The sequence below is a fragment of the Pseudomonas sp. GW821-FHT09H03 genome (assembly GCF_059415945.1).
On sequence record NZ_JBWKOF010000001.1, the window covers coordinates 379,204 to 402,156 of the forward strand.

Annotated in this window: 21 protein-coding genes; 10 read left to right on the forward strand and 11 right to left on the reverse strand. The window is 59.5% G+C overall.

Annotated features, from left to right (window positions below; genetic code table 11):
- Window positions 1-116 precede the first annotated feature (116 nt).
- Together AC07OG_RS01740 and AC07OG_RS01745 are read left to right on the forward strand one after the other, a co-directional pair.
- Window positions 117-521, forward strand: coding sequence for an acyl-CoA thioesterase (locus AC07OG_RS01740; protein WP_007942704.1), 405 nt, complete (start codon window positions 117-119; stop codon window positions 519-521).
- Window positions 522-593: 72 nt separating this feature from the next.
- Window positions 594-1,493, forward strand: coding sequence for a D-hexose-6-phosphate mutarotase (locus AC07OG_RS01745; RefSeq protein WP_495066058.1), 900 nt, complete (start codon window positions 594-596; stop codon window positions 1,491-1,493).
- Between the two features lie 116 nt (window positions 1,494-1,609).
- Here AC07OG_RS01745 and AC07OG_RS01750 read toward each other — a convergent pair whose 3' ends face one another.
- From AC07OG_RS01750 to purE, 4 genes are all read right to left on the reverse strand, one after another.
- A complete protein-coding gene (locus AC07OG_RS01750) occupies window positions 1,610-2,146 on the reverse strand; it encodes a DUF3299 domain-containing protein (protein ID WP_495066059.1) in 537 nt (178 codons plus the stop codon).
- An 87-nt stretch (window positions 2,147-2,233) separates the two neighbouring features.
- Window positions 2,234-2,479 carry a GlsB/YeaQ/YmgE family stress response membrane protein gene (locus AC07OG_RS01755; RefSeq protein ID WP_060540217.1) on the reverse strand — a complete coding sequence of 82 codons (246 nt, stop codon included), beginning with the start codon at window positions 2,477-2,479 and terminating at the stop codon, window positions 2,234-2,236.
- A 106-nt stretch (window positions 2,480-2,585) separates the two neighbouring features.
- On the reverse strand, window positions 2,586-3,668 hold the full coding sequence (locus AC07OG_RS01760; RefSeq protein WP_060540218.1) for a 5-(carboxyamino)imidazole ribonucleotide synthase: 1,083 nt from the start codon (window positions 3,666-3,668) through the stop codon (window positions 2,586-2,588).
- Window positions 3,669-3,679: 11 nt separating this feature from the next.
- Window positions 3,680-4,171, reverse strand: a complete 492-nt coding sequence (purE, locus tag AC07OG_RS01765; protein ID WP_008030713.1) for a 5-(carboxyamino)imidazole ribonucleotide mutase — start codon at window positions 4,169-4,171, stop codon at window positions 3,680-3,682.
- 458 nt (window positions 4,172-4,629) lie between these two features.
- Between purE and AC07OG_RS01770 the strand changes: the two genes are divergently transcribed.
- Window positions 4,630-5,220 (forward strand): hypothetical protein, encoded by a 591-nt coding sequence (locus AC07OG_RS01770; protein WP_495066060.1) that lies wholly within the window; start codon window positions 4,630-4,632, stop codon window positions 5,218-5,220.
- A 55-nt stretch (window positions 5,221-5,275) separates the two neighbouring features.
- Here the strand turns inward: AC07OG_RS01770 and AC07OG_RS01775 are convergent, their stop codons facing one another.
- Window positions 5,276-6,187, reverse strand: a complete 912-nt coding sequence (locus AC07OG_RS01775) for a LysR substrate-binding domain-containing protein (RefSeq protein WP_060540220.1) — start codon at window positions 6,185-6,187, stop codon at window positions 5,276-5,278.
- A 180-nt stretch (window positions 6,188-6,367) separates the two neighbouring features.
- On the opposite strand from AC07OG_RS01775, the gene aspA reads away from it, so the two are divergent.
- The 3 genes from aspA to AC07OG_RS01790 all read left to right on the forward strand — a co-directional run bounded on the left by aspA (window position 6,368) and on the right by AC07OG_RS01790 (window position 10,680).
- Entirely contained in the window at window positions 6,368-7,792 is a 1,425-nt protein-coding gene (gene aspA, locus AC07OG_RS01780) for an aspartate ammonia-lyase (RefSeq protein ID WP_060540221.1), read from the forward strand.
- A gap of 357 nt (window positions 7,793-8,149) precedes the next feature.
- The gene (locus AC07OG_RS01785) at window positions 8,150-9,598 is read left to right on the forward strand and encodes an alanine/glycine:cation symporter family protein (protein ID WP_060540222.1); all 1,449 of its coding nucleotides are present in this window, start codon (window positions 8,150-8,152) and stop codon (window positions 9,596-9,598) included.
- Window positions 9,599-9,675: 77 nt separating this feature from the next.
- Window positions 9,676-10,680, forward strand: coding sequence for an asparaginase (locus AC07OG_RS01790; protein ID WP_495066061.1), 1,005 nt, complete (start codon window positions 9,676-9,678; stop codon window positions 10,678-10,680).
- Window positions 10,681-10,750: 70 nt separating this feature from the next.
- Here the strand turns inward: AC07OG_RS01790 and pdxR are convergent, their stop codons facing one another.
- Window positions 10,751-12,298 (reverse strand): MocR-like pyridoxine biosynthesis transcription factor PdxR, encoded by a 1,548-nt coding sequence (gene pdxR / locus AC07OG_RS01795; RefSeq protein ID WP_495066062.1) that lies wholly within the window; start codon window positions 12,296-12,298, stop codon window positions 10,751-10,753.
- A 91-nt stretch (window positions 12,299-12,389) separates the two neighbouring features.
- Here pdxR and AC07OG_RS01800 point away from each other — a divergent pair, with 91 nt between their 5' ends.
- From AC07OG_RS01800 to AC07OG_RS01810, 3 genes are read left to right on the forward strand one after another with little or no spacing between them, the layout of a single operon-like run.
- The gene (locus AC07OG_RS01800; RefSeq protein ID WP_060540225.1) at window positions 12,390-13,019 is read left to right on the forward strand and encodes an FMN-binding negative transcriptional regulator; all 630 of its coding nucleotides are present in this window, start codon (window positions 12,390-12,392) and stop codon (window positions 13,017-13,019) included.
- A gap of 2 nt (window positions 13,020-13,021) precedes the next feature.
- On the forward strand, window positions 13,022-13,468 hold the full coding sequence (locus tag AC07OG_RS01805) for a GNAT family N-acetyltransferase (protein WP_495066063.1): 447 nt from the start codon (window positions 13,022-13,024) through the stop codon (window positions 13,466-13,468).
- A 17-nt stretch (window positions 13,469-13,485) separates the two neighbouring features.
- Window positions 13,486-14,157, forward strand: coding sequence for a GNAT family N-acetyltransferase (locus AC07OG_RS01810; RefSeq protein ID WP_495066064.1), 672 nt, complete (start codon window positions 13,486-13,488; stop codon window positions 14,155-14,157).
- A 78-nt stretch (window positions 14,158-14,235) separates the two neighbouring features.
- Here the strand turns inward: AC07OG_RS01810 and oadA are convergent, their stop codons facing one another.
- Both oadA and AC07OG_RS01820 read right to left on the reverse strand, forming a co-directional pair.
- Complete coding sequence (gene oadA, locus AC07OG_RS01815) at window positions 14,236-16,044, reverse strand: sodium-extruding oxaloacetate decarboxylase subunit alpha (protein ID WP_495066065.1); 1,809 nt, start codon at window positions 16,042-16,044, stop codon at window positions 14,236-14,238.
- Between the two features lie 11 nt (window positions 16,045-16,055).
- Complete coding sequence (locus tag AC07OG_RS01820; protein ID WP_060540229.1) at window positions 16,056-17,471, reverse strand: acetyl-CoA carboxylase biotin carboxylase subunit; 1,416 nt, start codon at window positions 17,469-17,471, stop codon at window positions 16,056-16,058.
- 191 nt (window positions 17,472-17,662) lie between these two features.
- Here AC07OG_RS01820 and AC07OG_RS01825 point away from each other — a divergent pair, with 191 nt between their 5' ends.
- Window positions 17,663-18,625 carry a LysR family transcriptional regulator gene (locus AC07OG_RS01825; RefSeq protein ID WP_060540230.1) on the forward strand — a complete coding sequence of 321 codons (963 nt, stop codon included), beginning with the start codon at window positions 17,663-17,665 and terminating at the stop codon, window positions 18,623-18,625.
- Here the strand turns inward: AC07OG_RS01825 and AC07OG_RS01830 are convergent.
- The 3 genes from AC07OG_RS01830 to AC07OG_RS01840 form a co-directional block, all read right to left on the reverse strand.
- The gene (locus AC07OG_RS01830; RefSeq protein ID WP_218423510.1) at window positions 18,567-18,779 is read right to left on the reverse strand and encodes a PA3496 family putative envelope integrity protein; all 213 of its coding nucleotides are present in this window, start codon (window positions 18,777-18,779) and stop codon (window positions 18,567-18,569) included. The two genes, AC07OG_RS01825 and AC07OG_RS01830, sit on opposite strands and share 59 nt — an antisense overlap.
- Before the next feature lie 150 nt (window positions 18,780-18,929).
- Window positions 18,930-19,796: a transcriptional regulator HexR gene (hexR, locus tag AC07OG_RS01835; RefSeq protein ID WP_025131545.1), complete on the reverse strand. Its 867-nt coding sequence runs from the start codon at window positions 19,794-19,796 to the stop codon at window positions 18,930-18,932.
- Between the two features lie 232 nt (window positions 19,797-20,028).
- Window positions 20,029-22,920 carry an EAL domain-containing protein gene (locus AC07OG_RS01840; protein ID WP_495066066.1) on the reverse strand — a complete coding sequence of 964 codons (2,892 nt, stop codon included), beginning with the start codon at window positions 22,918-22,920 and terminating at the stop codon, window positions 20,029-20,031.
- Window positions 22,921-22,953 lie beyond the last annotated feature (33 nt).

Below are 22,953 nucleotides of genomic sequence, written 5' to 3' on the forward strand. Positions count from 1 at the left end.
AGTTGCCTTACGAAAAACGTGACGAACGTAGTATGTTCGGTGCTGAATCGTTTTTCCCGAAGACGGCTACCACCAGCAGTACCAACGAAGAGTCACGGGTCAGAGGCACCCCCGGAATGATAGAGCTCGAACAAGAAGATCCAATCCCGCAAGGCGACCTGGCCCTGCAAATCACCGCGCTTCCTCGCGAAACCAACGGCTTCGGCGATATTTTCGGCGGCTGGCTGGTAGCGCAAATGGATCTGGCAGGCACCGCAATGGCCAGCAAGGTCGCCGGCGGACGCGTGGCCACCGTGGCGATCGATCGCATGGCGTTCCTGGTTCCGGTGGCGGTAGGTGCTCAGCTCTCCTTCTATACCCAGGCACTGGAAATCGGCCGCAGCTCGATCAAGATGATGGTCGAAGTCTGGAGCGACGATCCGCTGTCCAGCGAATGGCGTAAAGTGACGGAAGCGGTTTTTGTGTTCGTTGCCATTGATGGCAGTGGTCGTACCCGTTCGGTTCCGCCCAGGGCTCGTTAACCCGGACAGCGTAAAACCCGACTAGCATTTTGCGGTCCATAGCCGTCCTTGTTCCTGATTGAGAGCTGTCCCATGAGTACGCCCAACGTTGAAGCCGTAAAACTGGATGAACTGAACTGCTGGCGAATCCGCCATGGTCAGGCCGAATTACTGGTGGCCCAGCAAGGCGCGCACATCCTCAGTTATCAACTGGTCGGCCAACCGCCACTGATCTGGCTTAACGACGAAGCCGTGTTCAAGACCGGCCAGAACATCCGCGCCGGTGTACCGGTGTGCTGGCCGTGGTTCGGCAACTTTGCTCGCAACCCGCAGAGCGTCCAGGCCATGCGTATCAGTGATCAAGCGCCGACGGCTCATGGGCTGGTTCGGGCCATGGACTGGGAACTGGGCGGCATAGAAGCCGAAGGCGACAGCCTGAAGATCGAGTTCCTCCTGCCCTACCCCGAAGGCGGGCTTCCGGGTTGGCCACATCAAGTGGACCTGAAGCTGGCTATTCGTCTCGATGAGCAATTGCACATCAGCCTGACCAGCCACAACCAGAGCGCTGAAACCGTCAGCATCAGCCAGGCGCTGCACAGTTATTTCGCGGTCAGCGATGTTCGCCAAGTGCATGTCGAAGGGGTGGATGGCTTGAGTTACATCGAAACCCTGGATGACTGGAAAACCGTGACGCAGACCGGCGACCTGCATTTCAGTGGTGAAACTGACCGGATCTACCTCGACGCTCCAGAAAAACTCAGCATCGTCGACCCGGCCTGGGAGCGACGCATCGAACTCACCAGCAGCGGTTCGCGCACAGCGGTGATCTGGAACCCATGGATCGATCGCGCCGCCGCTTTCAGTGACATGGCCGACGATGGCTGGCAGCGCATGCTGTGCATCGAAACGGCGAATGTGATGGGCGACGTGGTGAACCTGGCCCCGGGCGCCAGTCATACATTGGGCGTCAGTATCGGCAGCAAATCGCTCTAGGCAACTCTAAAAATCAATGTGGGAGCGGGCTTGCTCGCGAAAGGGCCATCACATTCAACATCCAGTTGACTGATAACCTGCTTTCGCGAGCAAGCCCGCTCCCACACGTGGATCTCTTATAAATCCGACTCTTTCACAACCCGCACTTTCGCCGCGTCCAGCGCATACGCCGCATCAGCCAGGTCATTGCTGACCTTCTCGATCTTCAACGTTCCGGTCACCCATAGCGGCGTGTAGATATCGTTCAGCTTCAGGCCTTTGGGGTAGCGCACCAGTACCAGTTGATTGGGCGGCGGAGGCGGCACGTGAATGCAGGCACCGGGGTACGGCACGAGGAAAAACAGCGTGCTGTTGCCCTTGGCATCGGACTCCAGCGGCACGGGATAACCGCCGATACGAATGTTCTTGTCGTTCATCGACGGCACGGTTTTGCTCGAGTACATCACCGCCGGTAAACCCTTGCTCTGTTTCATGCCACCTTTTTCGGTAAAGGTGCCATTGGCCTCGGGGGAGTCGTGGTCGATTTCGGGCATGGCCTCGAGGGCTTTCTGGTCCGACTTGGGCATCAGTTCGAGCCAATCGGTTTCCGGCAGGTCGCCGGCGTGGGCAAGGCCCGTACCCAGAAACAGAAGAGTAATCAGAAGACGGCGCATGAAGGGGCTCGGAAAGTGGAAGAACAGAAAACGCCGAGCATTCTAGCCCTCCTGGCTGCCTTGCCGGAGAGGGCTTTGTCGCCTGGATCAGTTCTTTTTGATGAGTCCGTAGACCACCAGCAGCACCACGGCGCCCACCAGCGCACCGATGAAGCCTGCGCCCTGGCCAGCCGAATAAATACCCAGTGCCTGGCCGCCGTAAGTAGCCGCCAGCGAACCGCCGATACCGAGCAAAATGGTCATGATCCAGCCCATGCTGTCATCGCCTGGTTTCAGGAACCGTGCGAGCAGGCCAACAATCAAGCCGATAAAGATGGTTCCGATAATTCCCATGGCATTCCCCTCTTAATGAAGTCGCTACTCAAAAGCCTAGTCAGGCTTTCGTAACCTGCCATGAGAGAACGGTGTACCCGGAAGGTTCCACCGCTGCACATAAAAACTATTCGGCGATCAGTGCTTCCACCTTGAGGATCTGGGCTGCCAGTGTCTCTCGGTCCGCACAACGCAGGTTGGCGTGACCCACCTTGCGACCGGCCTTGAAGGCCTTGTCGTAGTGATGCAAATGGCAGTCGGCAATCGCCAGGACTTTTTCCGTGTCCGGCACTTTACCGATGAAGTTGAGCATCGCGCTTTCACCGACTTTTGCTGTCGAACCCAGTGGCAGACCGGCAACCGCCCGCAGGTGGTTTTCGAACTGGCTGCACTCGGCGCCTTCGGTGGTCCAGTGCCCGGAGTTGTGCACTCGCGGGGCGATTTCGTTGGCCTTGAGGCCACCGTCGACTTCAAAGAACTCGAACGCCATCACGCCGACATAATCCAGCTGCTTGAGCACGCGACTGGAGTAGTCCTCGGCCAGGGCTTGCAGCGGGTGGTCGGTGCTGGCCACGGACAGCTTGAGGATGCCGCTGTCGTGGGTGTTGTGCACCAGCGGATAGAAGCGGGTTTCGCCGTCGCGGGCACGTACGGCGATCAGCGAAACTTCGCCGGTGAAGGGTACAAAGCCTTCCAGCAGACAGGCCACGCTGCCCAGTTCGGCGAAGGTGCCGATCACGTCTTCAGGGGTGCGCAGAACCTTCTGGCCCTTGCCGTCGTAACCCAGGGTCCGGGTCTTCAGCACAGCCGGCAGACCAATGGATGCCACCGCGGCGTCCAGATCGGCCTGGGACTGGATGTCGGCAAACGCCGGGGTTGGAATCCCCAGGTCCTTGAACATGCTCTTCTCGAACCAGCGATCCCGGGCGATGCGCAGGGCTTCGGCACTCGGGTAGACCGGGACGAACTGCGAGAGGAACGCCACGGTTTCTGCCGGAACGCTTTCGAACTCGAACGTTACCAGATCGACTTCATCGGCCAGTTGGCGCAGATGGTCCTGATCGCCGTAATCGGCTCGCAGGTGCTCGCCCAACGCGGCTGCGCAAGCATCCGGCGCCGGGTCCAGGAAAGCGAATTTCATACCCAGCGGAGTACCCGCCAGCGCCAACATGCGACCCAACTGGCCGCCACCGATTACACCGATCTTCATCGTCAACAACCTCAGGCGATGCGTGGGTCTGGATTGTCCAGGACGCTGTCTGTCTGCTCAGCACGGAAGGTTTTCAGCACCTCATGGAACTGCGGGTGCTTGGCGCCCAGGATGCTCGCCGACAACAGTGCTGCGTTGATTGCACCGGCCTTGCCGATGGCCAGGGTGGCAACCGGAATGCCCGCCGGCATCTGTACGATAGAGAGCAGCGAGTCGACGCCCGAGAGCATCGCCGACTGTACCGGTACGCCCAGTACCGGCAAGTGGGTCTTGGCCGCACACATGCCAGGCAAGTGGGCTGCGCCACCGGCACCAGCGATGATCACCTCAATGCCTCGCGCTTCGGCCTCTTCGGCGTACTGGAACAGCAGGTCCGGGGTGCGGTGGGCAGAAACCACTTTCACCTCGTAAGGGATGCCGAGCTTTTCCAGCATATCGGCGGTGTGGCTAAGGGTGGACCAATCGGACTTGGAGCCCATGATCACGCCAACCAGTGCACTCATCGTCGTGCCTCTTCTCTCTGGGCGCCCGCAGGCGCGTCAAAAACAACAAGCCACGCAGAATGCGTGGCTTGATTGTACGAAAAATGGCCGGTCGTAACCGGCCGAAGGCCGCGCAGTATACCTCAATGAAGCAGATAAACAGCCCCCAGTGCGACCATCTGTCATTTGCCGCAAGCCGGTGAATTTATTGACTCGCAGGTCAGCCGAAATAGCCCAACCCTAGAGGGCAATTCAATTACTCGAATGCGCGATTCTCTACACCAATCAATTCTTTGAAAGTTGAATCTGCATAGGGCTTCGACGTCATGCAACAGCAGGAAATATACCTGGAGTCGCGAAACCAATACGTCTTGGTTAGTTTGACTATCGCTGAGGACCATTAATGTTTTTCAGCCCCGATATTCCAATAGCTATTTATTTTAGCCTTACTCAAGAAGTAATTCAGAAAGGACTCAGGGATGACTTCGATACCGCAGACAAAAAACGCCATTACCATTTTCGCCATCGTTCATGATGACGTTCCGAAATCAACGAGCAAAACGATTTATGCCGACTACTTCCAACCTCTCGTAAGCGAGCTGGAAAGCTTCACCGAGCGAAAAGTCCACGTCGTTTTCAGCGGCGGCAAGCCTTACAGCAACTTCGATTACAAAGGCGAAGATACAACGAAGACCCTGCGGCGCTGGGAAGCTCTGGGTCATGAATATCTGGTTGAAATGAGAAAAGAGGGTTTTGATACAGATCTTTTGACCAAAGTCATTTTGGTTACAAATGATATGTTGAATGCTAGAGAAGCAGGAGTCGCACTTGTTTGGCCCCCAACCAACGCCGGAACATTTGCCATCGCATCACTGGCCTCCTATTCGACGGTAGGCCATGAAATTGGTCACTTACTGGGAGCCAAACATGAGGACTCGCAAGTTCAGTACAACGGCTGGTGGGCCGAAACCTATATGATCCCAGAGCGAGACATTATCAGATCCAATGCCTACGCCTTCAGCCCCGCCAACCGACAAAACATCAAGAACTACCTGTCCAAGAAAGATTGACGTCATCGCTCCCATTAACGACAGGAGCAAAGTAAACGCTTCTGCCGATACCGGCCTAAACGCTGGCGCTTGCCGCACCGCCTTCAAGCTTGCGCCACAACAACCGGACATTGGCCTTGCGCACCAGCGCACAGCGATACAGGCGAATCTCCAGCGGCACATGCCATTGCGGCCCGCCACAGACCACCAACTCACCGCGCGCCAGTTCGGCGCGCACACTCAATTGCGGCACCCAGGCGATACCCAACCCTTCCAGGGCCATGCTTTTCAGGCTGTCAGCCATGGCGGTTTCGTAGACAGTAGTGAAACGCAACGCCCGTTGACGCAACAGCATGTTCACCGAACGACCAAGAAAAGCCCCGGCGCTATAGGCCAGGAGTGGCACGCTGCCCTCGCCTTCCAGATCGAACAGCGGCTGGCCCTGCGCGTCCGCCGCGCAGACTGGCAACATCTCGGTATGGCCAAGGTGCAGCGACGGGAAGATTTCCGGGTCCATCTGCAGCGCCGCGTCCGGGTCGTAGAACGCCAGCATCAGATCACAGCCGCCTTCGCGCAATGCATGCACGGCGTCACCGACGTTAGTCGCCACCAGGCGTGTGGCGATGTTCAAGCCTTCGTTGCGCAACTGGGCGATCCAGCGCGGGAAAAAACCCAGCGCCAATGAGTGTGCGGCGGCGACCTGCATCACCTCGCCCTGCCCACCCTCCAGATGATGGAGATGGCGCAGCACTTCACCCAACTGTTCGACCACGGTGCGCGCGGTAACCAGAAACAATTGACCCGCCGCGGTCAGCTCCACCGGCGTGCGCGAGCGGTTGACCAGCGTCAGCCCCAGTGCGGCTTCAAGGCTGCGAATTCGCCGACTGAACGCCGGCTGGGTCACGAAGCGCCGCTCGGCTGCCTGGGAGAAGCTGCGGGTGGCGGCCAGGGCACTAAAGTCCTCCAGCCATTTGCTTTCCAGATTCATCACGCCCTCCCGGGTACGCACCAATTTAGGTCACACGTTCGCCGTCAACACGGCGTCACACGGACATTATGCCGAATGTGCATAGGCTAGTGTTTAACAGCATTGGCCCAAAATTCTGCACAAGCCTAGCATTCACAGCGTTCCGGCACAGACCGGGTCCATATTGAGATGATTTCTATCATGTCCTCCGCTGCATCATTCCGCACAGAAAATGACCTGCTTGGCGCACTCGAAGTACCTGCGCAAGCGTATTACGGTATCCAGACCCTGCGAGCGGTGAATAACTTCCGCCTCTCGGGCGTTCCGATCTCGCACTACCCGAAACTGGTTGTCGGTCTGGCCATGGTTAAACAGGCCGCCGCTGACGCCAACCGTGAGCTGGGTCACCTGAGCGAAGCCAAGCACGCCGCCATCAGCGAAGCCTGTGCACGTCTGATCCGCGGCGACTTCCACGAAGAATTCGTGGTGGACATGATTCAAGGCGGCGCTGGCACTTCGACCAACATGAATGCCAACGAAGTGATCGCCAACATCGCACTGGAGACCATGGGTCACCAGAAAGGCGAGTACCAGTACCTGCACCCGAACGATGACGTGAACATGGCGCAGTCGACCAACGACGCCTACCCGACGGCCATCCGCCTGGGTCTGCTGTTGGGTCACGACACCCTGCTCGCCAGCCTCGACAGCCTGATTCAGGCGTTCGCGGCCAAGGGTAAAGAATTCGATCACGTCCTGAAAATGGGCCGTACCCAACTGCAAGATGCCGTGCCGATGACCCTCGGTCAGGAATTCCGTGCCTTCGCCACCACCATGGGCGAAGACCTGGCCCGTCTGAAGACGCTGGCCCCGGAACTGCTGACTGAAGTGAACCTGGGCGGCACCGCGATCGGTACCGGCATCAACGCCGACCCGCGTTATCAGGCGCTGGCGGTACAGCGTCTGGCGCTGATCAGCGGTCAACCGCTGGTGCCAGCGGCCGACCTGATCGAAGCCACCTCCGACATGGGCGCCTTCGTGCTGTTCTCCGGGATGCTCAAGCGCACCGCGGTCAAGCTGTCGAAGATCTGCAACGACTTGCGCCTGCTGTCCAGCGGCCCACGCACCGGCATCAACGAAATCAACCTGCCAGCGCGTCAGCCAGGCAGCTCGATCATGCCCGGCAAGGTCAACCCGGTTATCCCGGAAGCTGTGAACCAGGTTGCATTCCAGGTCATCGGTAACGACCTGGCGCTGACCATGGCGGCCGAAGGCGGCCAGCTGCAACTGAACGTGATGGAGCCGCTGATCGCTTTCAAGATCTTCGACTCGATCCGCCTGCTGCAACGCGCCATGGACATGCTGCGCGAGCACTGCATCGTCGGCATCACCGCCAACGAAGCCCGCTGCCGCGAACTGGTCGAGCACTCGATCGGCCTGGTCACCGCACTGAACCCATACATCGGCTACAAAAATGCCACCCGTATCGCCGGTATCGCCCTTGAAAGCGGCCGTGGCGTGCTGGAACTGGTGCGCGAAGAAGGTCTGCTCGACGAAGCCATGCTCGCCGACATCCTGCGCCCGGAAAACATGATTGCTCCGCGTCTGGTGCCCCTGAAGGCATAACCTGACACGTTACTTGTAGCACCGCTCACCAGGTCGAGGGACTAGACACCTCTCACCTTTTGAGGGCCTGGAGATCGCTCTGCAGGCCCTTTTTTTTGATTTTTTTCTGCAAGCAAAACCTGACGCACCACAATAGGGCAGACGAACGGTACGCTCATCGGTATAGTGCCGCCCCTCTTCGCGTGAGCGGTCGGCGGTAGCGAGACCAGTCACATGCGAAACCCGAACTAATAACAAACCCGCGATATGAAGCCGGGACGAACATCGACCCGCCGTTTGCGCCGAGCGCAAGCGGAAGTAACTCGATGTGTCTGTCCGGCCAACATTGCCTACACAAAAAACAGCGAGGAATACTCCATGCTCGAAGTCATCAACGACTTCCTCTCAGGGAAAGTACTGATCGTGCTCATTGTCGGGCTCGGTAGCTACTTCACGATCCGCTCGCGTTTCGTTCAACTGCGTCACTTCTTCCACATGTTCACGGTTTTCGGCGACAGCCTCAAAAGCAGCGCCGGGCAACTCAGTTCGTTCCAGGCCTTGATGCTCAGCCTCGCCGGCCGGGTTGGCGCAGGCAACATCGCCGGTGTCGGCATCGCCGTAACCCTCGGCGGCCCCGGTGCAGTGTTCTGGATGTGGGTAACCGCGCTGGTCGGCATGTCCAGCAGCTTCTTCGAATGCTCCCTCGGCCAGCTCTACAAGCGCTGTGATTCCGAAGGCCAGTTCCGTGGCGGCCCGTCCTATTACATCCAGCACGGCCTGCAAAAACGCTGGCTGGGCATGGTCATGGCGTTCCTCCTGCTGGTGACCTTCGGCTTCGCCTTCAACGGCTTGCAAGCCCATGCCGTGACCCATTCGCTGAACAATGCATTCGGCTTCGACACCACCTGGACCGGCATCGGTCTGGCTGCACTGCTGGGCCTGGTGTTCATCGGCGGGATCAAACGCATCGCCAAGGTCGCCGACCTGCTGGTGCCGGTGAAAACCCTGGCGTATATCGGCGTGACCATCTACGTGATCGTGCTGCAATTCGACCAGGTGCCGGGCATGCTGATGACCATTGTCAAAAGCGCGTTCGGTCTGGACCAAGCCTTCGGCGGCCTGATCGGCACTGCAATCGTCATGGGCGTGAAGCGCGGCGTGTTCGCCAACGAAGCCGGTCTCGGCAGTGCGCCAAACGTGGCCGCCGTCGCGTCGGTCGAGCATCCGGTAGCCCAAGGTGTGGTGCAGGCGTTCAGCGTGTTCCTCGACACCTTCGTGATCTGCACCTGCACCGCGCTGCTGATCCTGCTGTCGGGCTTCTACACCCCAGGCTTCGAAGGTGACGGCATCGCGCTGACCCAGAACTCCCTGGCCGCCGTGGTCGGTGACTGGGGCCGGATGTTCATTTCCGTGGCGCTGGCATTGTTCGTGTTCACCTCGATCCTCTACAACTACTACCTGGGCGAGAGCAACCTGCGCTTTATGATCGGTGAAAACCGCAAGGCATTGATGGGTTACCGTGCGCTGGTACTGATGCTGATCTTCTGGGGTGCCATCGAAAACCTCGGTACCGTGTTCGCCTTTGCCGACATCACCATGACCATGCTCGCGTTCGTCAACCTGATCGCCCTGTTCCTGCTGTTCAAGGTCGGTATGCGCATCCTGCGTGACTACGATGACCAGCGCGCTGCCGGGATCAAGACGCCGGTGTTCGATTCGAGCAAATTCCCCGATCTGGATCTCGATCGCCAGGCATGGCCGGCCAATCCGCCTGCCGCTGCTCAAGCTCAGGCCGAGCAACAAGGCGTGACCGCAGCGCAACGCTGATCGGTTAAAGTGCGCAATCCCTTGTGGGAGCGAGCCTGCTCGCTCCCACAGGACGTCATTGTTCTCGGAGAACCTCCATGAATTCGTCGACCTACCCTGCCGCTCAGCACGTCATGGTGCTCTACACCGGTGGCACCATCGGCATGCAGGCCAGCGCCCACGGGCTGGCCCCGGCGTCCGGTTTCGAAGCGCGGATGCGAGACTACCTGCACAGCCAACCGCAATTGGTGGTGCCACAGTGGCGCTTTCGCGAGATGTCGCCACTGATCGACAGCGCCAACATGACCCCGACCTACTGGCAGCAACTGCGCGAAGCCGTAGTCGACGCCGTCGATGTGCAAGGTTGCGACAGCGTACTGATCCTGCATGGCACCGACACCCTGGCCTATAGCGCCGCGGCCATGAGTTTTCAGTTGTTGGGCATGCAGGCCCGCGTGTGCTTCACCGGCTCAATGCTTCCGGCCGGCGCAACTGACAGTGATGCCTGGGAAAACCTCAGCGGCGCGCTGGTTGCCTTGGGCCAGGGCCTGGCGCCGGGCGTACACCTGTACTTCCACGGGGAGCTGCTGGATCCGACGCGCTGCGCGAAAGTACGCAGTTTTGGCCGGCATCCGTTCAAGCGTCTGGCGCGTCAGGGTGGTGGCGAGAAGGCGATTTCGACTCCCGCCGCACTGAGTTACAACCAGCCACGGCAGTTGGCGAATGTTGCCGTGCTGCCACTGTTTCCCGGTGTCGATTCCGAGGTTGTGAATGGCTTGATCAACAGCGGCATTCAAGGCCTGGTTCTCGAGTGCTATGGCAGTGGCACCGGACCCAGTGACAACCCTGAGTTCCTCGCCAGCCTCGGCCGTGCGCGGGACAACGGCGTGGTCGTGGTCGCGGTAACGCAGTGCCATGAAGGCGGCGTCAAGCTGGACGTGTACGAGGCTGGCAGCCGTTTGCGTGGCGTTGGCGTATTGTCCGGCGGCGGGATGACCCGTGAGGCCGCGTTCGGCAAGCTGCATGCGCTGCTGGGTGCAGGGCTTGAAACGCAAGAAGTCCGCCGCCTCGTTGAGCTCGACCTTTGCGGCGAGTTGAGCTGACAGAACACAAAACCTGTGGCGCGAGCAAGCTCGCTCCCACAGGCAATAAAAAAATCCTGGCGATTGATCGTCAGCGCCACACGTTTTGAAGACGACCAAGCGCTTCGCTGATCGCGGCTTCAGGCACTGCCGCAAACCCCAGGACCAGTCCTGCTCGCAGGTCCATCGGGGTTTGTGAATCCGGCAGCCAATAACTGCTGAGGGCATTGATCTCGACATCGACACTCGCAGCTTTCTCGATCAGCTCCTGCTCGCGGGCCCGGGACTCGACAGGCACCGTCATATGCAGCCCTGCCGCGACAGTCGGCAGGCTGCCCACACCGGGAATATCCTTCGGCCAACCGGCCAGCAAGGTGTTGCGTCGGCTCAGGGCCGCGCGGCGCATGCGCCGCACGTGCCGCTGGAAATGCCCGGCCGCCATGAACTCGGCCATCACCGCCTGGGTGCTGACCTCGGAGTGACGTACGTCCACGGCACGGCGCCGGGAAAACGCGTCCACCAGCCCCATAGGCAACACCAGATATCCCAGGCGTAATGCCGGAAACGCCACCTTGCCGAAAGTGCCCACGTAAAGTACCCGTCCTTGCCGGTCCAACGCCGCCAGAGGTGCCAGAGGCGCACCGCTGTAGCGGTACTCGCCATCGTAATCATCCTCGACTATCCAGCCCTGGCTACGCTCGGCCCAGGCCAGCAGCTCCAGGCGCCGAGCGAGGCTCATGACCACGCCTGTGGGGTACTGGTGTGACGGCGTAACATACGCCAGCCGGCAATCACCGAGCCTCGCCAGCTCACCACAGTCGATACCCTCGCCGTCCACCGCCACCCCATGCAAACGCGCTCCGGCAACGGCGAAGGCATGAGCGGCTGCCCGATACCCGGGATTTTCAATCGCCACCCCAGCGCCCGGCTCCACCAACAACTGTGCACAAAGGCTAATCCCCTGCTGCGCGCCACTGGTGATCACAATTTGCTCAGCGGTGCATTGCATGCCACGGGAACTGCGCAAGTAGGCGGCAATCATTCCACGCAGCCGCGCATCGCCGGCCGGATCGCCGTAACACAGTTGCTGCAAATCCGGTTTGCGCCAGAAAGCCGCGTTCAGCTTGGCCCAGACCTCAAAAGGGAATAGATCAAAAGCCGGAACACCGACTCGAAATGCACGGGGCGGACCACTTGGGGGCATGGCCAAATGGTTCTTTTCGACGCGAGTCAACGCATCACTGTGGATAACTTTGCTGGATGGATCCACAGGTAAATCGGGCCAATTTGTGGATAAGGCTGTGGGTAAGTCTGTTGAAAACCCTGTGGATACTTTTGTGGATAATTTTTTTGCCGACAGTGCCGCCTGAGGCAACTGCGCCACATAAGTACCGTCACCGACTCGCCCCTCAATGAAGCCTTCGGCATACAGCTGGTCGTAGGCCCGCACTACGCTATTGCGCGAAATCGCTAACGCCGCTGCCAGGTCACGACTGGCGGGAAGACGCGTACCGCTGGCCAATCGACCGTCGAGGACGCGAAGGCGCAGCGCCTGATAAAGCTGGCGGCTCAGTCCCTGACGGCGATCAAGTTCAATGCCCGCAGGGTTGAAGGATAGCGAAAGCGGCACGTCCGACATGGTAATGGACCTATGAAATTGGTCATTAATGGCTCTTACAACAGACCAATAGCCTGCCTAGGATGCAGACATTCTCCAAGGAAAACTTTCCATGTACTTACCCAGAGCTTTTGCCATCGACGACTTACAGGAACTGCAGCAGCAGATCCACTGCACCCGCCTTGCCATGCTGGTCACCCATGGTGAACAAGGCCTTCAGGCCAGCCACTTGCCGTTACTGCTGAACACCGAACAAGGCCCGAACGGCACCCTCTACGGTCACTTCGCCAAAGCTAACCCGCAATGGAAGGAGTTGCAGAACGGTGCCGAGGCGCTGGTGATATTTGCCGGAGCGGACGCTTACGTGAGCCCCGGGTTCTATCCGAGCAAGGCCGAGCACGGCAAAGTAGTGCCGACCTGGAACTACGTCGCTGTACACGCATATGGCACTGCCGAAGTGTTTACCGACGCCCAGCGCCTGCTCCATCTGGTCAGCAGCCTGACTGATCGTCATGAGGCCGGTCAGGCCCGCCCATGGAAAGTCGCCGACGCCCCCGCCGATTACATCGATGGCATGCTCAAGGCCATAGTCGGTTTTGCCCTGCCGATCCAGCGCCTGGAAGGCAAACGCAAACTCGGTCAGAACCGCAATAGTGCAGACATCGCCGGCGTGCGCGAAGGGCTCAGTGCCAGCCCTGATGCCCGCGACCAGGCAGTAGCCCACCTGATGCCCAAGGAATGAACATGACTCAGATCGAAATCCGCCAGGTCAGCGCCGACGATTACGCCGCCTGGCTGCCGTTGTGGCAGGCGTACCTGCGCTTCTACAACACCGATCTGCCGCAAGCCGTCACCCAAAGCACCTGGCAGCGCATGCTCGCCCCTAACGAACCGACCCACGCAGCCCTCGCCTGGGCAGACGGCAAAGCCGTGGGCATGGTGCATTTCATCTACCATCGTTCGAACTGGAGCATCGAGAACTCCTGCTACCTGCAGGACCTGCTGGTGACACCTGAAACACGGGGCACCGGCGTCGGCCGGCAACTGATTGAGTTCGTCTACTCCACGGCCAAGGCAGACGGTTGCTGTAAGGTGCATTGGCTGACCCACGAAACCAACGCTACCGCGATCCAGCTCTATGAACGCATCGCCGAGCGCCCCGGTTTCATCCAGTTTCGCAAAGCCATTTAAGGTTCAAGGAGAACAGCATGACGACTTCACCCGCCGACTGGAAAGGCGCCCCGGCCCCCGCGACTCAGCTAATCGAAGGCCGTTTCATCCGCCTGGAAAAACTCGACCCGGCGCGCCACGGCGACGGCTTGTTCAACGCCCTGCAAGGCCCTGGCGCCGACCCGAAGCTATGGGATTACTTGCCGTACGGCCCATTCCCCGAGCGCAGTGCGTTCAACGATTGGCTGAACAATCATGCCGCTAACAGTGATCCGTACTTCTTCAGCGTGATCGACAAAGCGACGGGCGAAGTCCAAGGCATTCTCAGCCTGATGTCGATCGTTCCGGCCCAGGGCCGTATCGAAATCGGCCACGTCACCTTTGGCGCGCCAATGCAGCGCTCGCCGAAGAGTACCGAGGCGGTTTACCTGCTGGCTAAAGAATCCTTTGCCTTGGGTTACCGTCGCCTGGAATGGAAATGCAACAACGACAACGCCCGCTCCAAATACGCGGCCGAGCGCCTGGGCTTCAGTTTTGAAGGCGTGTTCCGCCAGCACATGGTGGTCAAGGGCAAGAATCGCGACACGGCGTGGTACTCGATTCTGGATTCGGAATGGCCGGCAATCGGCGCGGGGTTCGAGCGCTGGTTGAGTGATGAGAACCAGACGGCGTCGGGGCAGGTAAAAGGGTTAGTGGAGTGCCGGGGCTAAGGCCTCTCAAATTGCGGACAAAAAAAGGGGAGCACATGCTCCCCCGAGGTATAAAGCGTTTGTATCGAGGCTGTTAAATCAGCCTTCGATCTCGATCAGGATCTCGCCCGGGTTGACCCGGTCGCCCTTGGCCACGTGGATGGCGGTGACTTTGCCGGCGATGGCCGATTGAACTTCGGTTTCCATCTTCATCGCTTCGGTGATCAGCACGGCCTGGCCGGCTTTCACGGTGTCGCCTTCCTTGACCAGCACGTCGACGATGTTGCCCGGCATGGTGGTGCTGACGTGGCCCGGTGCAGTGGCTTGCTTGCGCTTGCTGCTGCCACCGCCGACGAACTCGTTGAGTGGCTCGAACACCACTTCTTCCGGCATGCCATCGATGGACAGGTAGAAGTGACGCTTGCCTTCAGCCTTGACGCCTACACCAGTGATGTCGACGCGGTAAGTTTCGCCGTGGACGTCGATGACGAACTCGGTCGGTACGCCTTCGCCGCCGGCCGAGGCCACGCCGCCTGCTTCCGGAATCGGCAGCAACACTTCAGGGGTCAGGGTGCCGGCAGCACGCTCTTCGAGGAACTTGCGACCGATGTCCGGGAACATGGCGTAGGTCAACACGTCTTCTTCAGACTTGGCCAGGGCACCGATGTCGGCGCGCAGCTTGGCCATTTCCGGCTTGAGCAGGTCAGCAGGACGCACGTCGATCACTTCTTCGCTGCCGATGGCCTGGCGGCGCAGTTGCTCGTTCACCGGGGCCGGGGCCTTGCCGTAGCCGCCCTGCAGGTAAAGCTTCACTTCGTTGGTGATGGTCTTGTAGCGCTCACCAGCCAGCACGTTGAAGAACGCCTGGGTGCCGACGATCTGCGAGGTCGGGGTTACCAGCGGCGGGAAGCCGAGGTCTTCACGAACCCGTGGAATTTCTGCCAGCACTTCGCTCATGCGATTGAGAGCACCCTGCTCTTTCAACTGGTTGGCCAGGTTGGAAATCATCCCACCCGGTACCTGGTTGACTTGAACGCGGGTATCGACTGCGGTGAACTCGCTTTCGAACTGGTGGTACTTCTTGCGCACGGCGTAGAAGTACAGGCCGATCTCTTGCAGCAGCTCCAGGTTCAGGCCGGTGTCGAACTCGGTGCCCTTGAGCGCAGCAACCATCGACTCGGTGCCAGGGTGGCTGGTGCCCGAGGCGAAGCTGGAGATCGCGGTGTCGATGTGATCGGCGCCGTTTTCGATGGCCTTGAGCTGGCACATGGTCGCCAGACCGGCGGTGTCATGGGAGTGAATGAACACTGGCAGCGACTGTTCGGCTTTCAACGCCCGAACCAGTTCGCCGGTGGCGTACGGGGTCAGCAGGCCTGCCATGTCCTTGATTGCCACCGAGTCGCAACCCATGGCTTCCATTTGCTTGGCTTGGGCCACGAACGCGTCGATGGTGTGCACCGGGCTGGTGGTGTAGGCAATGGTGCCCTGGGCGTGCTTGCCGGCGGCTTTCACCGCTTCGATGGCTACGCGCAGGTTACGCACGTCGTTCATCGCATCGAAGATGCGGAACACGTCGATGCCGTTGACCGCAGCCTTGGCGACGAAGGCCTTGACCACGTCGTCGCTGTAATGGCGATAGCCCAGCAGGTTCTGGCCGCGCAGGAGCATTTGCAGACGGGTGTTAGGCAGCGCTGCGCGCAGTTGGCGCAGACGCTCCCACGGATCTTCTTTCAGGAAACGTACGCAGGCGTCGAACGTCGCGCCGCCCCAGCATTCCAGCGACCAGTAGCCGACTTTGTCGAGCTTGTCGCAGATAGGCAGCATGTCTTCGGTGCGCATGCGGGTGGCGAGCAGCGATTGGTGGGCGTCGCGCAGGATAGTGTCGGTTACGTGGATTTTTTTGCTCATTGTTATATTCCTCACAGGCCTGCGTGGGCGGCGATGGCGGCGGCGATGGCCAGGGCCAGCTCTTCGGGTTTGCGCTTGATCGAGTAGTTGGTCAGTTCAGGGTGGCTTTCTACGAAGCTGGTGTTGAACTGGCCACTACGGAATTCCGGGTTACGCAGAATTTCCTGGTAGTACGCGGCGGTGGTCTTGACCCCTTGCAGACGCATGTCGTCCAGGGCACGCAAGCCACGGTCCATCGCCTCTTCCCAGGTCAACGCCCACACCACCAGCTTCAGGCACATGGAATCGTAGAACGGCGGAATGGTGTAGCCGGTGTAGATCGCTGTATCGGTACGCACGCCAGGGCCGCCGGGGGCGTAGTAGCGCGTGATCTTGCCGAAGCTCGGCAGGAAGTTGTTTTTCGGGTCTTCGGCGTTGATCCGGAACTGCAGGGCAAAACCACGGTGGTGGATGTCTTCCTGCTTCACCGAAAGCGGCAGGCCGGAGGCGATGCGAATCTGCTCACGGACAATGTCGATACCGGTGATTTCTTCGGTGATGGTGTGTTCCACCTGCACCCGGGTGTTCATTTCCATGAAGTACACTTCGCCTTCGGCGAGCAGGAACTCCACGGTGCCGGCGTTCTCGTAGCCCACGGCCTTGGCCGCACGCACCGACAGGTCGCCGATGTAGGCGCGCTGTTCCGGGGTCAGCTGCGGGCTCGGGGCGATTTCGATCAGCTTCTGGTTACGGCGCTGGATCGAGCAGTCACGCTCGAACAGGTGCACCACGTTGCCAAAGCTGTCGCCGAGAATCTGTGCTTCGATATGCTTGGGATTGACGATGCACTTTTCCAGGAACACTTCCGCCGAACCGAAGGCCTTGGTGGCCTCGGAAATCACTCGAGGGAAAGCCTGTTCCAGCTCTTCGCGACTGTTGCAGCGACGAATGCCGCGACCGCCACCACCGGAGGTGGCCTTGAGCATCACCGGGTAACCGATGCGATCGCCTTCGGTCAGGGCTTCTTCAATGCCGGAGACATTGCCTTCGGTGCCTGGGGTTACCGGCACACCGGCCTTGATCATGCTGCGACGGGCTTCAGTCTTGTCGCCCATGCGGCGAATGACCTCGGCCGACGGCCCAATGAACTTGATCCCGCGTTCGGCGCAGATCTCCGCCAGTTCGGCGTTTTCCGAAAGGAAGCCATAGCCGGGGTGCAGTGCGTCGCAACCGGTTTCCACAGCCAGGTTCACCAGCTTGCGCGGGTTCAGGTAGCCTGCCAAAGGCTCGGCACCAATGCTGTGGGCCTCATCCGCACGTTTAACGTGCAGGGCGTGACGGTCGGCGTCGGAATAGATCGCGACCGAGCGAATGCCCATTTCGGCACAGGCACGTACGATTCGTACGGCAATCTCACCACGGTTGGCGATCAGGATCTTTGTTATCACTTGGAGTTTCCCTTGAGCCGGTGGTACCCACGACCTGCTAGACCCAGGTCGACGCGTGACCAAATGTTTCAATTTAGTCGCAGCGCCACACTAGCGCTCACAAGGGATTAACAAAAATGAATAAAAATTGGGTCATGCATAAGTAAAGACTTATAGTTGACCCATCAGCCAGTGTCGGGAGTGATCGAATAATGCGTAAGTCATTGATGCGTATGACTTTACGGCAACTTCAGATTTTCAACGAAGTCTGCGATTTGCGTTCCTACAGTCGGGCAGCCGACGAAATGTCACTCACACAACCCGCTGTCAGCCTGCAGATTCGTCAACTTGAGGAGTTGGTTGGGCAACCTTTGTTCGATTACGTGGGCAAAAAACTCTACATGACCGAAGCGGCTGAAGCGTTACAGCGGGCCAGTCGTGACATTTTCGGGCGCCTGGAAAACCTCGATATGCAGCTATCGGACATGCAGGGCTCGCTGCAGGGGCAGTTGAAACTGGCCGTGGAATCGAGCGCCAAGTACTTCGTGCCACACCTGTTTGCCGCGTTCAAACGCCAGCATCCGGAAGTTAACCTGCAACTGACGGTGGTCAATCGCGGGCAGGTGATCCGGCGCCTATCGGACAACCGCGATGACCTGGTGATCATGTCCATGGTGCCGCAGGACATGGGGCTGGAATTCCTGCCGTTTCTGAATAATCCGATTGTCGCCGTTGCGCCACCGGATCACCCGTTGTGCCATGCGGGGCCCTTGCGCCTGCAGGATCTGGAGCCTTACACGCTGCTGTTACGCGAACACGGCTCCGGGACGCGCATGGCCTGCGAAGAGTATTTCAAAGAAAAGCGCGTGCACTTCAATCAGACCCAGGAAGTCTCGTCTGCCGAAGCTCAACGCGAGTGTGTACTGGCGGGTCTGGGCGTTGCGCTGTTGACGCGTCACGCCCTGAACCTTGAGTTGGCAACTGGTGGGCTGATCGAACTACCGATTGAAGAGCTGCCGTTGTATCGCAGCTGGTGCCTGGTGCAGGCCAAGGCGAAACGCCTGTCACCGGTGGCTCACGCATTCCTTGCGTTCATCCGTAGCGAACGTATTCAGATCAGCGCGCTGGTTGAGCGTTTCGACGGGAAGTCACGGGGGTTGCCTGCCAGAAATTGAGCTCCAGACCTTCGGGAAATTCACCGATTTCGGCCAGAAGCTGCCGGCGTTCGCAGCGATCTTCGATAGCGCGGCGAAACTCCATGCGGCGCTGATCTTCTTGCTGGCGGCGGGTTTTGACTGCGCTGTTGCGTTCTTCGTAAGGCAGGGCCATTTCGAGTCTCCCAAGACGAGTACGGGAGTTTCAAGATAGGCGCGGGGGATGACGGTTTGGCGGCTCGATGGTTACAAAGCGATGAACAATTGTTGGGCGCCCTGTGGCGAGGGGGCTTGTCGGAACGCCGCATCGCCCCCTCGCCACAGGTCAGTCGTCCAGCGCCTTCACCGACTTGGGCGACAACCGCAAGCTGCGCAGGCTGCGCTTGACGCTCTTGAGGTGATTGACCAGGCTCGGCCCACGGGCCATGGCCACGCCCATTGCCAACACGTCGATCACCACCAGGTGGGCGATACGCGAAGTCAGCGGTGTATAAATTTCAGTGTCTTCATGCACATCGATTGCCAGGTTAACCGTCGACAGTTCGGCCAATGGTGTCTGGCTTGGGCACAGGGTGATCAATGAGGCGCCGCTCTCACGCACCAGGTTGGCCGTGATCAACAGGTCCTTGGAACGTCCGGACTGGGAAATGCAGATTGCCACATCGCTCGGCTTCAACGTCACCGCCGACATCGCCTGCATGTGCGGGTCGGAATACGCCGCCGCAGTCAGCAGCAGACGGAAAAACTTGTGCTGGGCGTCCGCCGCGACGGCACCCGAGGCGCCGAAACCGTAGAACTCGACACGCTGGGCCTGGGACATCAGCGTCACAGCCCTCTGCAATTCCACCGGATCGAGCTTCTCGCGAACCTCCATCAGCGTATGCAAAGTAGTGTCGAAGATTTTCAGGCTGTAGTCAGCGACCGAATCGTCTTCATGGATTGCGAACTGCCCGAAGCTCGCACCCGCTGCCAGGCTCTGGGCCAGTTTCAGCTTCAAGTCCTGGAACCCGGAACAACCAATGGCACGGCAGAAACGCACGATGGTCGGCTCACTGATACCCACGCTGTGGGCCAGGTCGGCCATGGAGCTGTGCATCACGGCCGCAGGATCGAGCAGCACATGGTCGGCGACCTTGAGCTCCGACTTGCGTAACAGGTGTCGAGACTGGGCGATGTGTTGCAGCAGATTCAAAGGGCTGGACTCTTTGTGGTGGGCAGGCGCCGGGGATGTAGCATGCTTGTAGTTATACTACATGAATCGGCTTTTTGCCTGCTCAATGCGTAACCAGATCCCTCGATTACAGGTGCGTGCGTCTCATGTAGCGCTAAAAACGCATTATCCGCGCATGAGTTCAAGGCCAGCCCATTCAGATCAGGCGTGGTGCTGTGGCTCCCGCTCGGCTGTCACCGCGTCTGGCGCAAGATCAGTTTCGACCTGCGCCCTCATTCACCTGGTGTTGATCCTTAAGCAGCTGCGCCAAACCTTGCGCCTCGATCGGCCGGCTGATCAGGTAGCCCTGCACTTCGTCACAGCGTTCACCGCGCAGGAATTCAAGCTGCTCCTGCCGCTCCACCCCTTCAGCCACGACCTTCAACGACAGACCATGGGCCATGGCAATGATCGCCCGGGTGATGGCCGCATCCTCCGTGCCCTCCCCCAGCCCGCGGATAAACGCCTGATCGATCTTCACGTAGTCCACTGGAATACGCTTGAGGTAACTCAAGGATGAGTAACCAGTGCCGAAATCGTCAATCGCCAGCTGCACTCCAAGATCACGCAATTGCTGGAAGGTCGCGATGATATGCTCGACGCTGTCCAGCAACTGGCTTTCGGTCAACTCCAGCTCCAGCAGGTGCGGCGCCAACCCGGTTTCCTCCAGAACCTGACGCACCAGGCTGACCAGCTTGCCCTGACGCAATTGATGGACTGACAGATTGACCGACACCCGAATCGGCTCCAGGCCCTGGCGTTGCCATTCACAGGCTTGCCAGCAGGCCTGGCGCAGCACGAACTCACCGATCGGGCCGATCAACCCGGTTTCCTCGGCCAGGCCGATAAAGTCCCCCGGTGGCACCTGCCCCATGGTCGGGTGATCCCAGCGCACCAAGGCTTCGGCAGCATTCAGCCGACCGGTGGCCAGACATAACTTCGGTTGGTAGAACACCTTGAGCTGCTTTTCTTCGACGGCTTTGCGCAGGTGGTTTTCCAGCTTTAACCGCTCCAGCGTGCTGGCTTGCAGGCTGTCGGTATAAAACTGGAAATTATTGCCGCCCAAGTGTTTGGCGTGCTGCATGGCCATGTTCGACTGACTGACCAATGCGGAAATTTCCCGGGCGTTGTCCGGCAACAGACTGATGCCCATCGACACGCTGATCACCAGCTCATGCCCGTCGACCGTCACCGGCACGCGCAACTTGGCTGCCAATCGGGTCGCCACCCGCGCCAGACTGGACAGGTTGCCGTAGGCGTTGAACAACACCGCAAACTCGTCGCCGGAAAGACGAGCGATGGTGTCCGCCTCCGGCAGCGCGTTCACCAACCGCCGGGCCATTTTCTGCAATAACCGGTCGGCGATATCGTGGCCGAGGCTGTCGTTGAGCAGTTTGAAACGATCCAGATTGATGTGCAGCAGCGCCAGGCTGCGATAACCACCCTGGCGCACGCGCTGGTGTGCTTCGTTCAGGCGTTCGCGAAACAGGGAGCGATTGGCCAGGCCGGTCAGTTCGTCGTAATGGGTCAGATAGCGCATGCGCTCTTCGGATTCGCGTCGCGCCGACAGATCGGCGAAGAAGCCGACAACGTGGCTGACATTTCCCCGGGAATCACGCACAGCACTCAGGTGCAACCATTGCGGATACATCTCGCCATTCTTGCGGGTTTCCACCAGTTCGCCTTGCCAGCTGCCATGTTGCTCCAACGTTTGATGAATCGCTGCGTAGTGCCGGCGGGCATCCCGGCTGCAAGGCAACTCGGCCACATTACGCCCGAGCAGTTCCCCGATGTCATAGCCGGTCACGCGACAGAAAGCCTGGTTGACTGCTATCAATGCGTAATCCGGGTCGAAAATGACTATGCCTTCGCTGGCCGCCTCGAATACCGTCGCCGCCAGTTGCTGCTGCTCTTCCAGCGCCTTGCCGACGCTGATGTCACGACGGGTGCCGACCATGCGGGTCACCCGGCCATTCTTGCTGCGTTCGACGGCCCGGCCGCGGTCCTCGATCCACACCCAGCGGCCATCGCGATGACGCACGCGGTATTCGACCTGGTAGTCCTCGGTGCGCCCTTTCAAATGATCGATCATAGCCCGGCGTAGCACCGGTAGATCTTCGGGGTGCAGGCGGGGCTTGAGATGGCGCAGCATCGCTGTCACATACTCAGGTTCCAGGCCAAATAATTCCTGGATGTGGCTGTGATGCACTTCATCGGTCTGCAGGTTCCAGTCCCACAGCCCCAGTTCGCTGGCTTTGAGCGCCAGCGCCAGACGCGCCTCGCTCTTGCTAAGGGCCTGGTTGGCGGCATCCAGTTCCAGGCTGCGCTGGGCAACGCGGCTTTCCAGTTCGATCTGAATCTGCCGCAGTTCGTCTTCGGCGCGACGGCGCTGGTCAATCTCACTGGCGAGTTTGTTGTTGAGTTGCTCACTGCTGCTTTGGGCCTGCTGCAGATGCTCGATCAGCGCCTGATTCTGAAAGCGCCGCAACAGGCCGCGATCGATCAAGCGATTGACCTGCCAGGCAACCACACTCAACGCGCCCAGCAGGATCAGGCCGAACCACCCCCAACCCTGCTGTTGTTCGTCCGCCAACCAAAACATATAGGCAATGGCGGGCAGCAGGCAGGGCAAGGTAAAAGACAGGAAGGCCGGCAGGCTGACCGCGTAGGCAACACTGGCCGAAAGTGCAGCGGCACCGATCAGACCGAACACCCAGGCTTGCTGAATGAAATTGTCAGCGGGCGCCAGGGCAATACCCGCGCCGGCCAAAGTCAGCCCGGTAAGCCCCGAGCCCAGCAAAAACATGCGACCCCAGACCGGATGGGCCTGACGATCAGGAATCGCCGAATCAAAGGCGGCGACCTGAATCACTCGCAATGCCACCAGTGATAACAACCAGATCAGCCAGACACCCACCAGGAAGTGGCGCTGTGGACTCCAGAGCAATCCGGCACACACCAGGCCATTGATCAGCATGAACAACGTGGGTAGCAAAGAACCTTGATACAGCAGGCGCGTGCGCTCGACCGCCATTTCCATGGCGTACAGTTTGCGGATAACCCGGGGCTCCACAGTAGGGCCCGACAGGTCAGAGCTGAGGGTCATAGGCGATGTTCTTGTTCTTATATTAATGAGCAT

What these genes read in the sequence shown, in the direction of transcription:
- AC07OG_RS01825 (WP_060540230.1), top strand. Translation starts at nt 17,663, where the DNA reads ATGCGTAAGTCATTGATGCGTATGACTTTACGGCAACTTCAGATTTTC.
- AC07OG_RS01810 (WP_495066064.1), top strand. Translation starts at nt 13,486, where the DNA reads ATGACGACTTCACCCGCCGACTGGAAAGGCGCCCCGGCCCCCGCGACT.
- AC07OG_RS01840 (WP_495066066.1), bottom strand. Translation starts at nt 22,920, where the DNA reads ATGACCCTCAGCTCTGACCTGTCGGGCCCTACTGTGGAGCCCCGGGTT.
- AC07OG_RS01785 (WP_060540222.1), top strand. Translation starts at nt 8,150, where the DNA reads ATGCTCGAAGTCATCAACGACTTCCTCTCAGGGAAAGTACTGATCGTG.
- AC07OG_RS01740 (WP_007942704.1), top strand. Translation starts at nt 117, where the DNA reads ATGATAGAGCTCGAACAAGAAGATCCAATCCCGCAAGGCGACCTGGCC.
- aspA (WP_060540221.1), top strand. Translation starts at nt 6,368, where the DNA reads ATGTCCTCCGCTGCATCATTCCGCACAGAAAATGACCTGCTTGGCGCA.
- AC07OG_RS01800 (WP_060540225.1), top strand. Translation starts at nt 12,390, where the DNA reads ATGTACTTACCCAGAGCTTTTGCCATCGACGACTTACAGGAACTGCAG.
- AC07OG_RS01760 (WP_060540218.1), bottom strand. Translation starts at nt 3,668, where the DNA reads ATGAAGATCGGTGTAATCGGTGGCGGCCAGTTGGGTCGCATGTTGGCG.
- AC07OG_RS01750 (WP_495066059.1), bottom strand. Translation starts at nt 2,146, where the DNA reads ATGCGCCGTCTTCTGATTACTCTTCTGTTTCTGGGTACGGGCCTTGCC.
- pdxR (WP_495066062.1), bottom strand. Translation starts at nt 12,298, where the DNA reads ATGTCGGACGTGCCGCTTTCGCTATCCTTCAACCCTGCGGGCATTGAA.
- AC07OG_RS01805 (WP_495066063.1), top strand. Translation starts at nt 13,022, where the DNA reads ATGACTCAGATCGAAATCCGCCAGGTCAGCGCCGACGATTACGCCGCC.
- AC07OG_RS01775 (WP_060540220.1), bottom strand. Translation starts at nt 6,187, where the DNA reads ATGAATCTGGAAAGCAAATGGCTGGAGGACTTTAGTGCCCTGGCCGCC.
- AC07OG_RS01770 (WP_495066060.1), top strand. Translation starts at nt 4,630, where the DNA reads ATGACTTCGATACCGCAGACAAAAAACGCCATTACCATTTTCGCCATC.
- oadA (WP_495066065.1), bottom strand. Translation starts at nt 16,044, where the DNA reads ATGAGCAAAAAAATCCACGTAACCGACACTATCCTGCGCGACGCCCAC.
- AC07OG_RS01745 (WP_495066058.1), top strand. Translation starts at nt 594, where the DNA reads ATGAGTACGCCCAACGTTGAAGCCGTAAAACTGGATGAACTGAACTGC.
- AC07OG_RS01830 (WP_218423510.1), bottom strand. Translation starts at nt 18,779, where the DNA reads ATGGCCCTGCCTTACGAAGAACGCAACAGCGCAGTCAAAACCCGCCGC.
- purE (WP_008030713.1), bottom strand. Translation starts at nt 4,171, where the DNA reads ATGAGTGCACTGGTTGGCGTGATCATGGGCTCCAAGTCCGATTGGTCC.
- AC07OG_RS01755 (WP_060540217.1), bottom strand. Translation starts at nt 2,479, where the DNA reads ATGGGAATTATCGGAACCATCTTTATCGGCTTGATTGTTGGCCTGCTC.
- AC07OG_RS01790 (WP_495066061.1), top strand. Translation starts at nt 9,676, where the DNA reads ATGAATTCGTCGACCTACCCTGCCGCTCAGCACGTCATGGTGCTCTAC.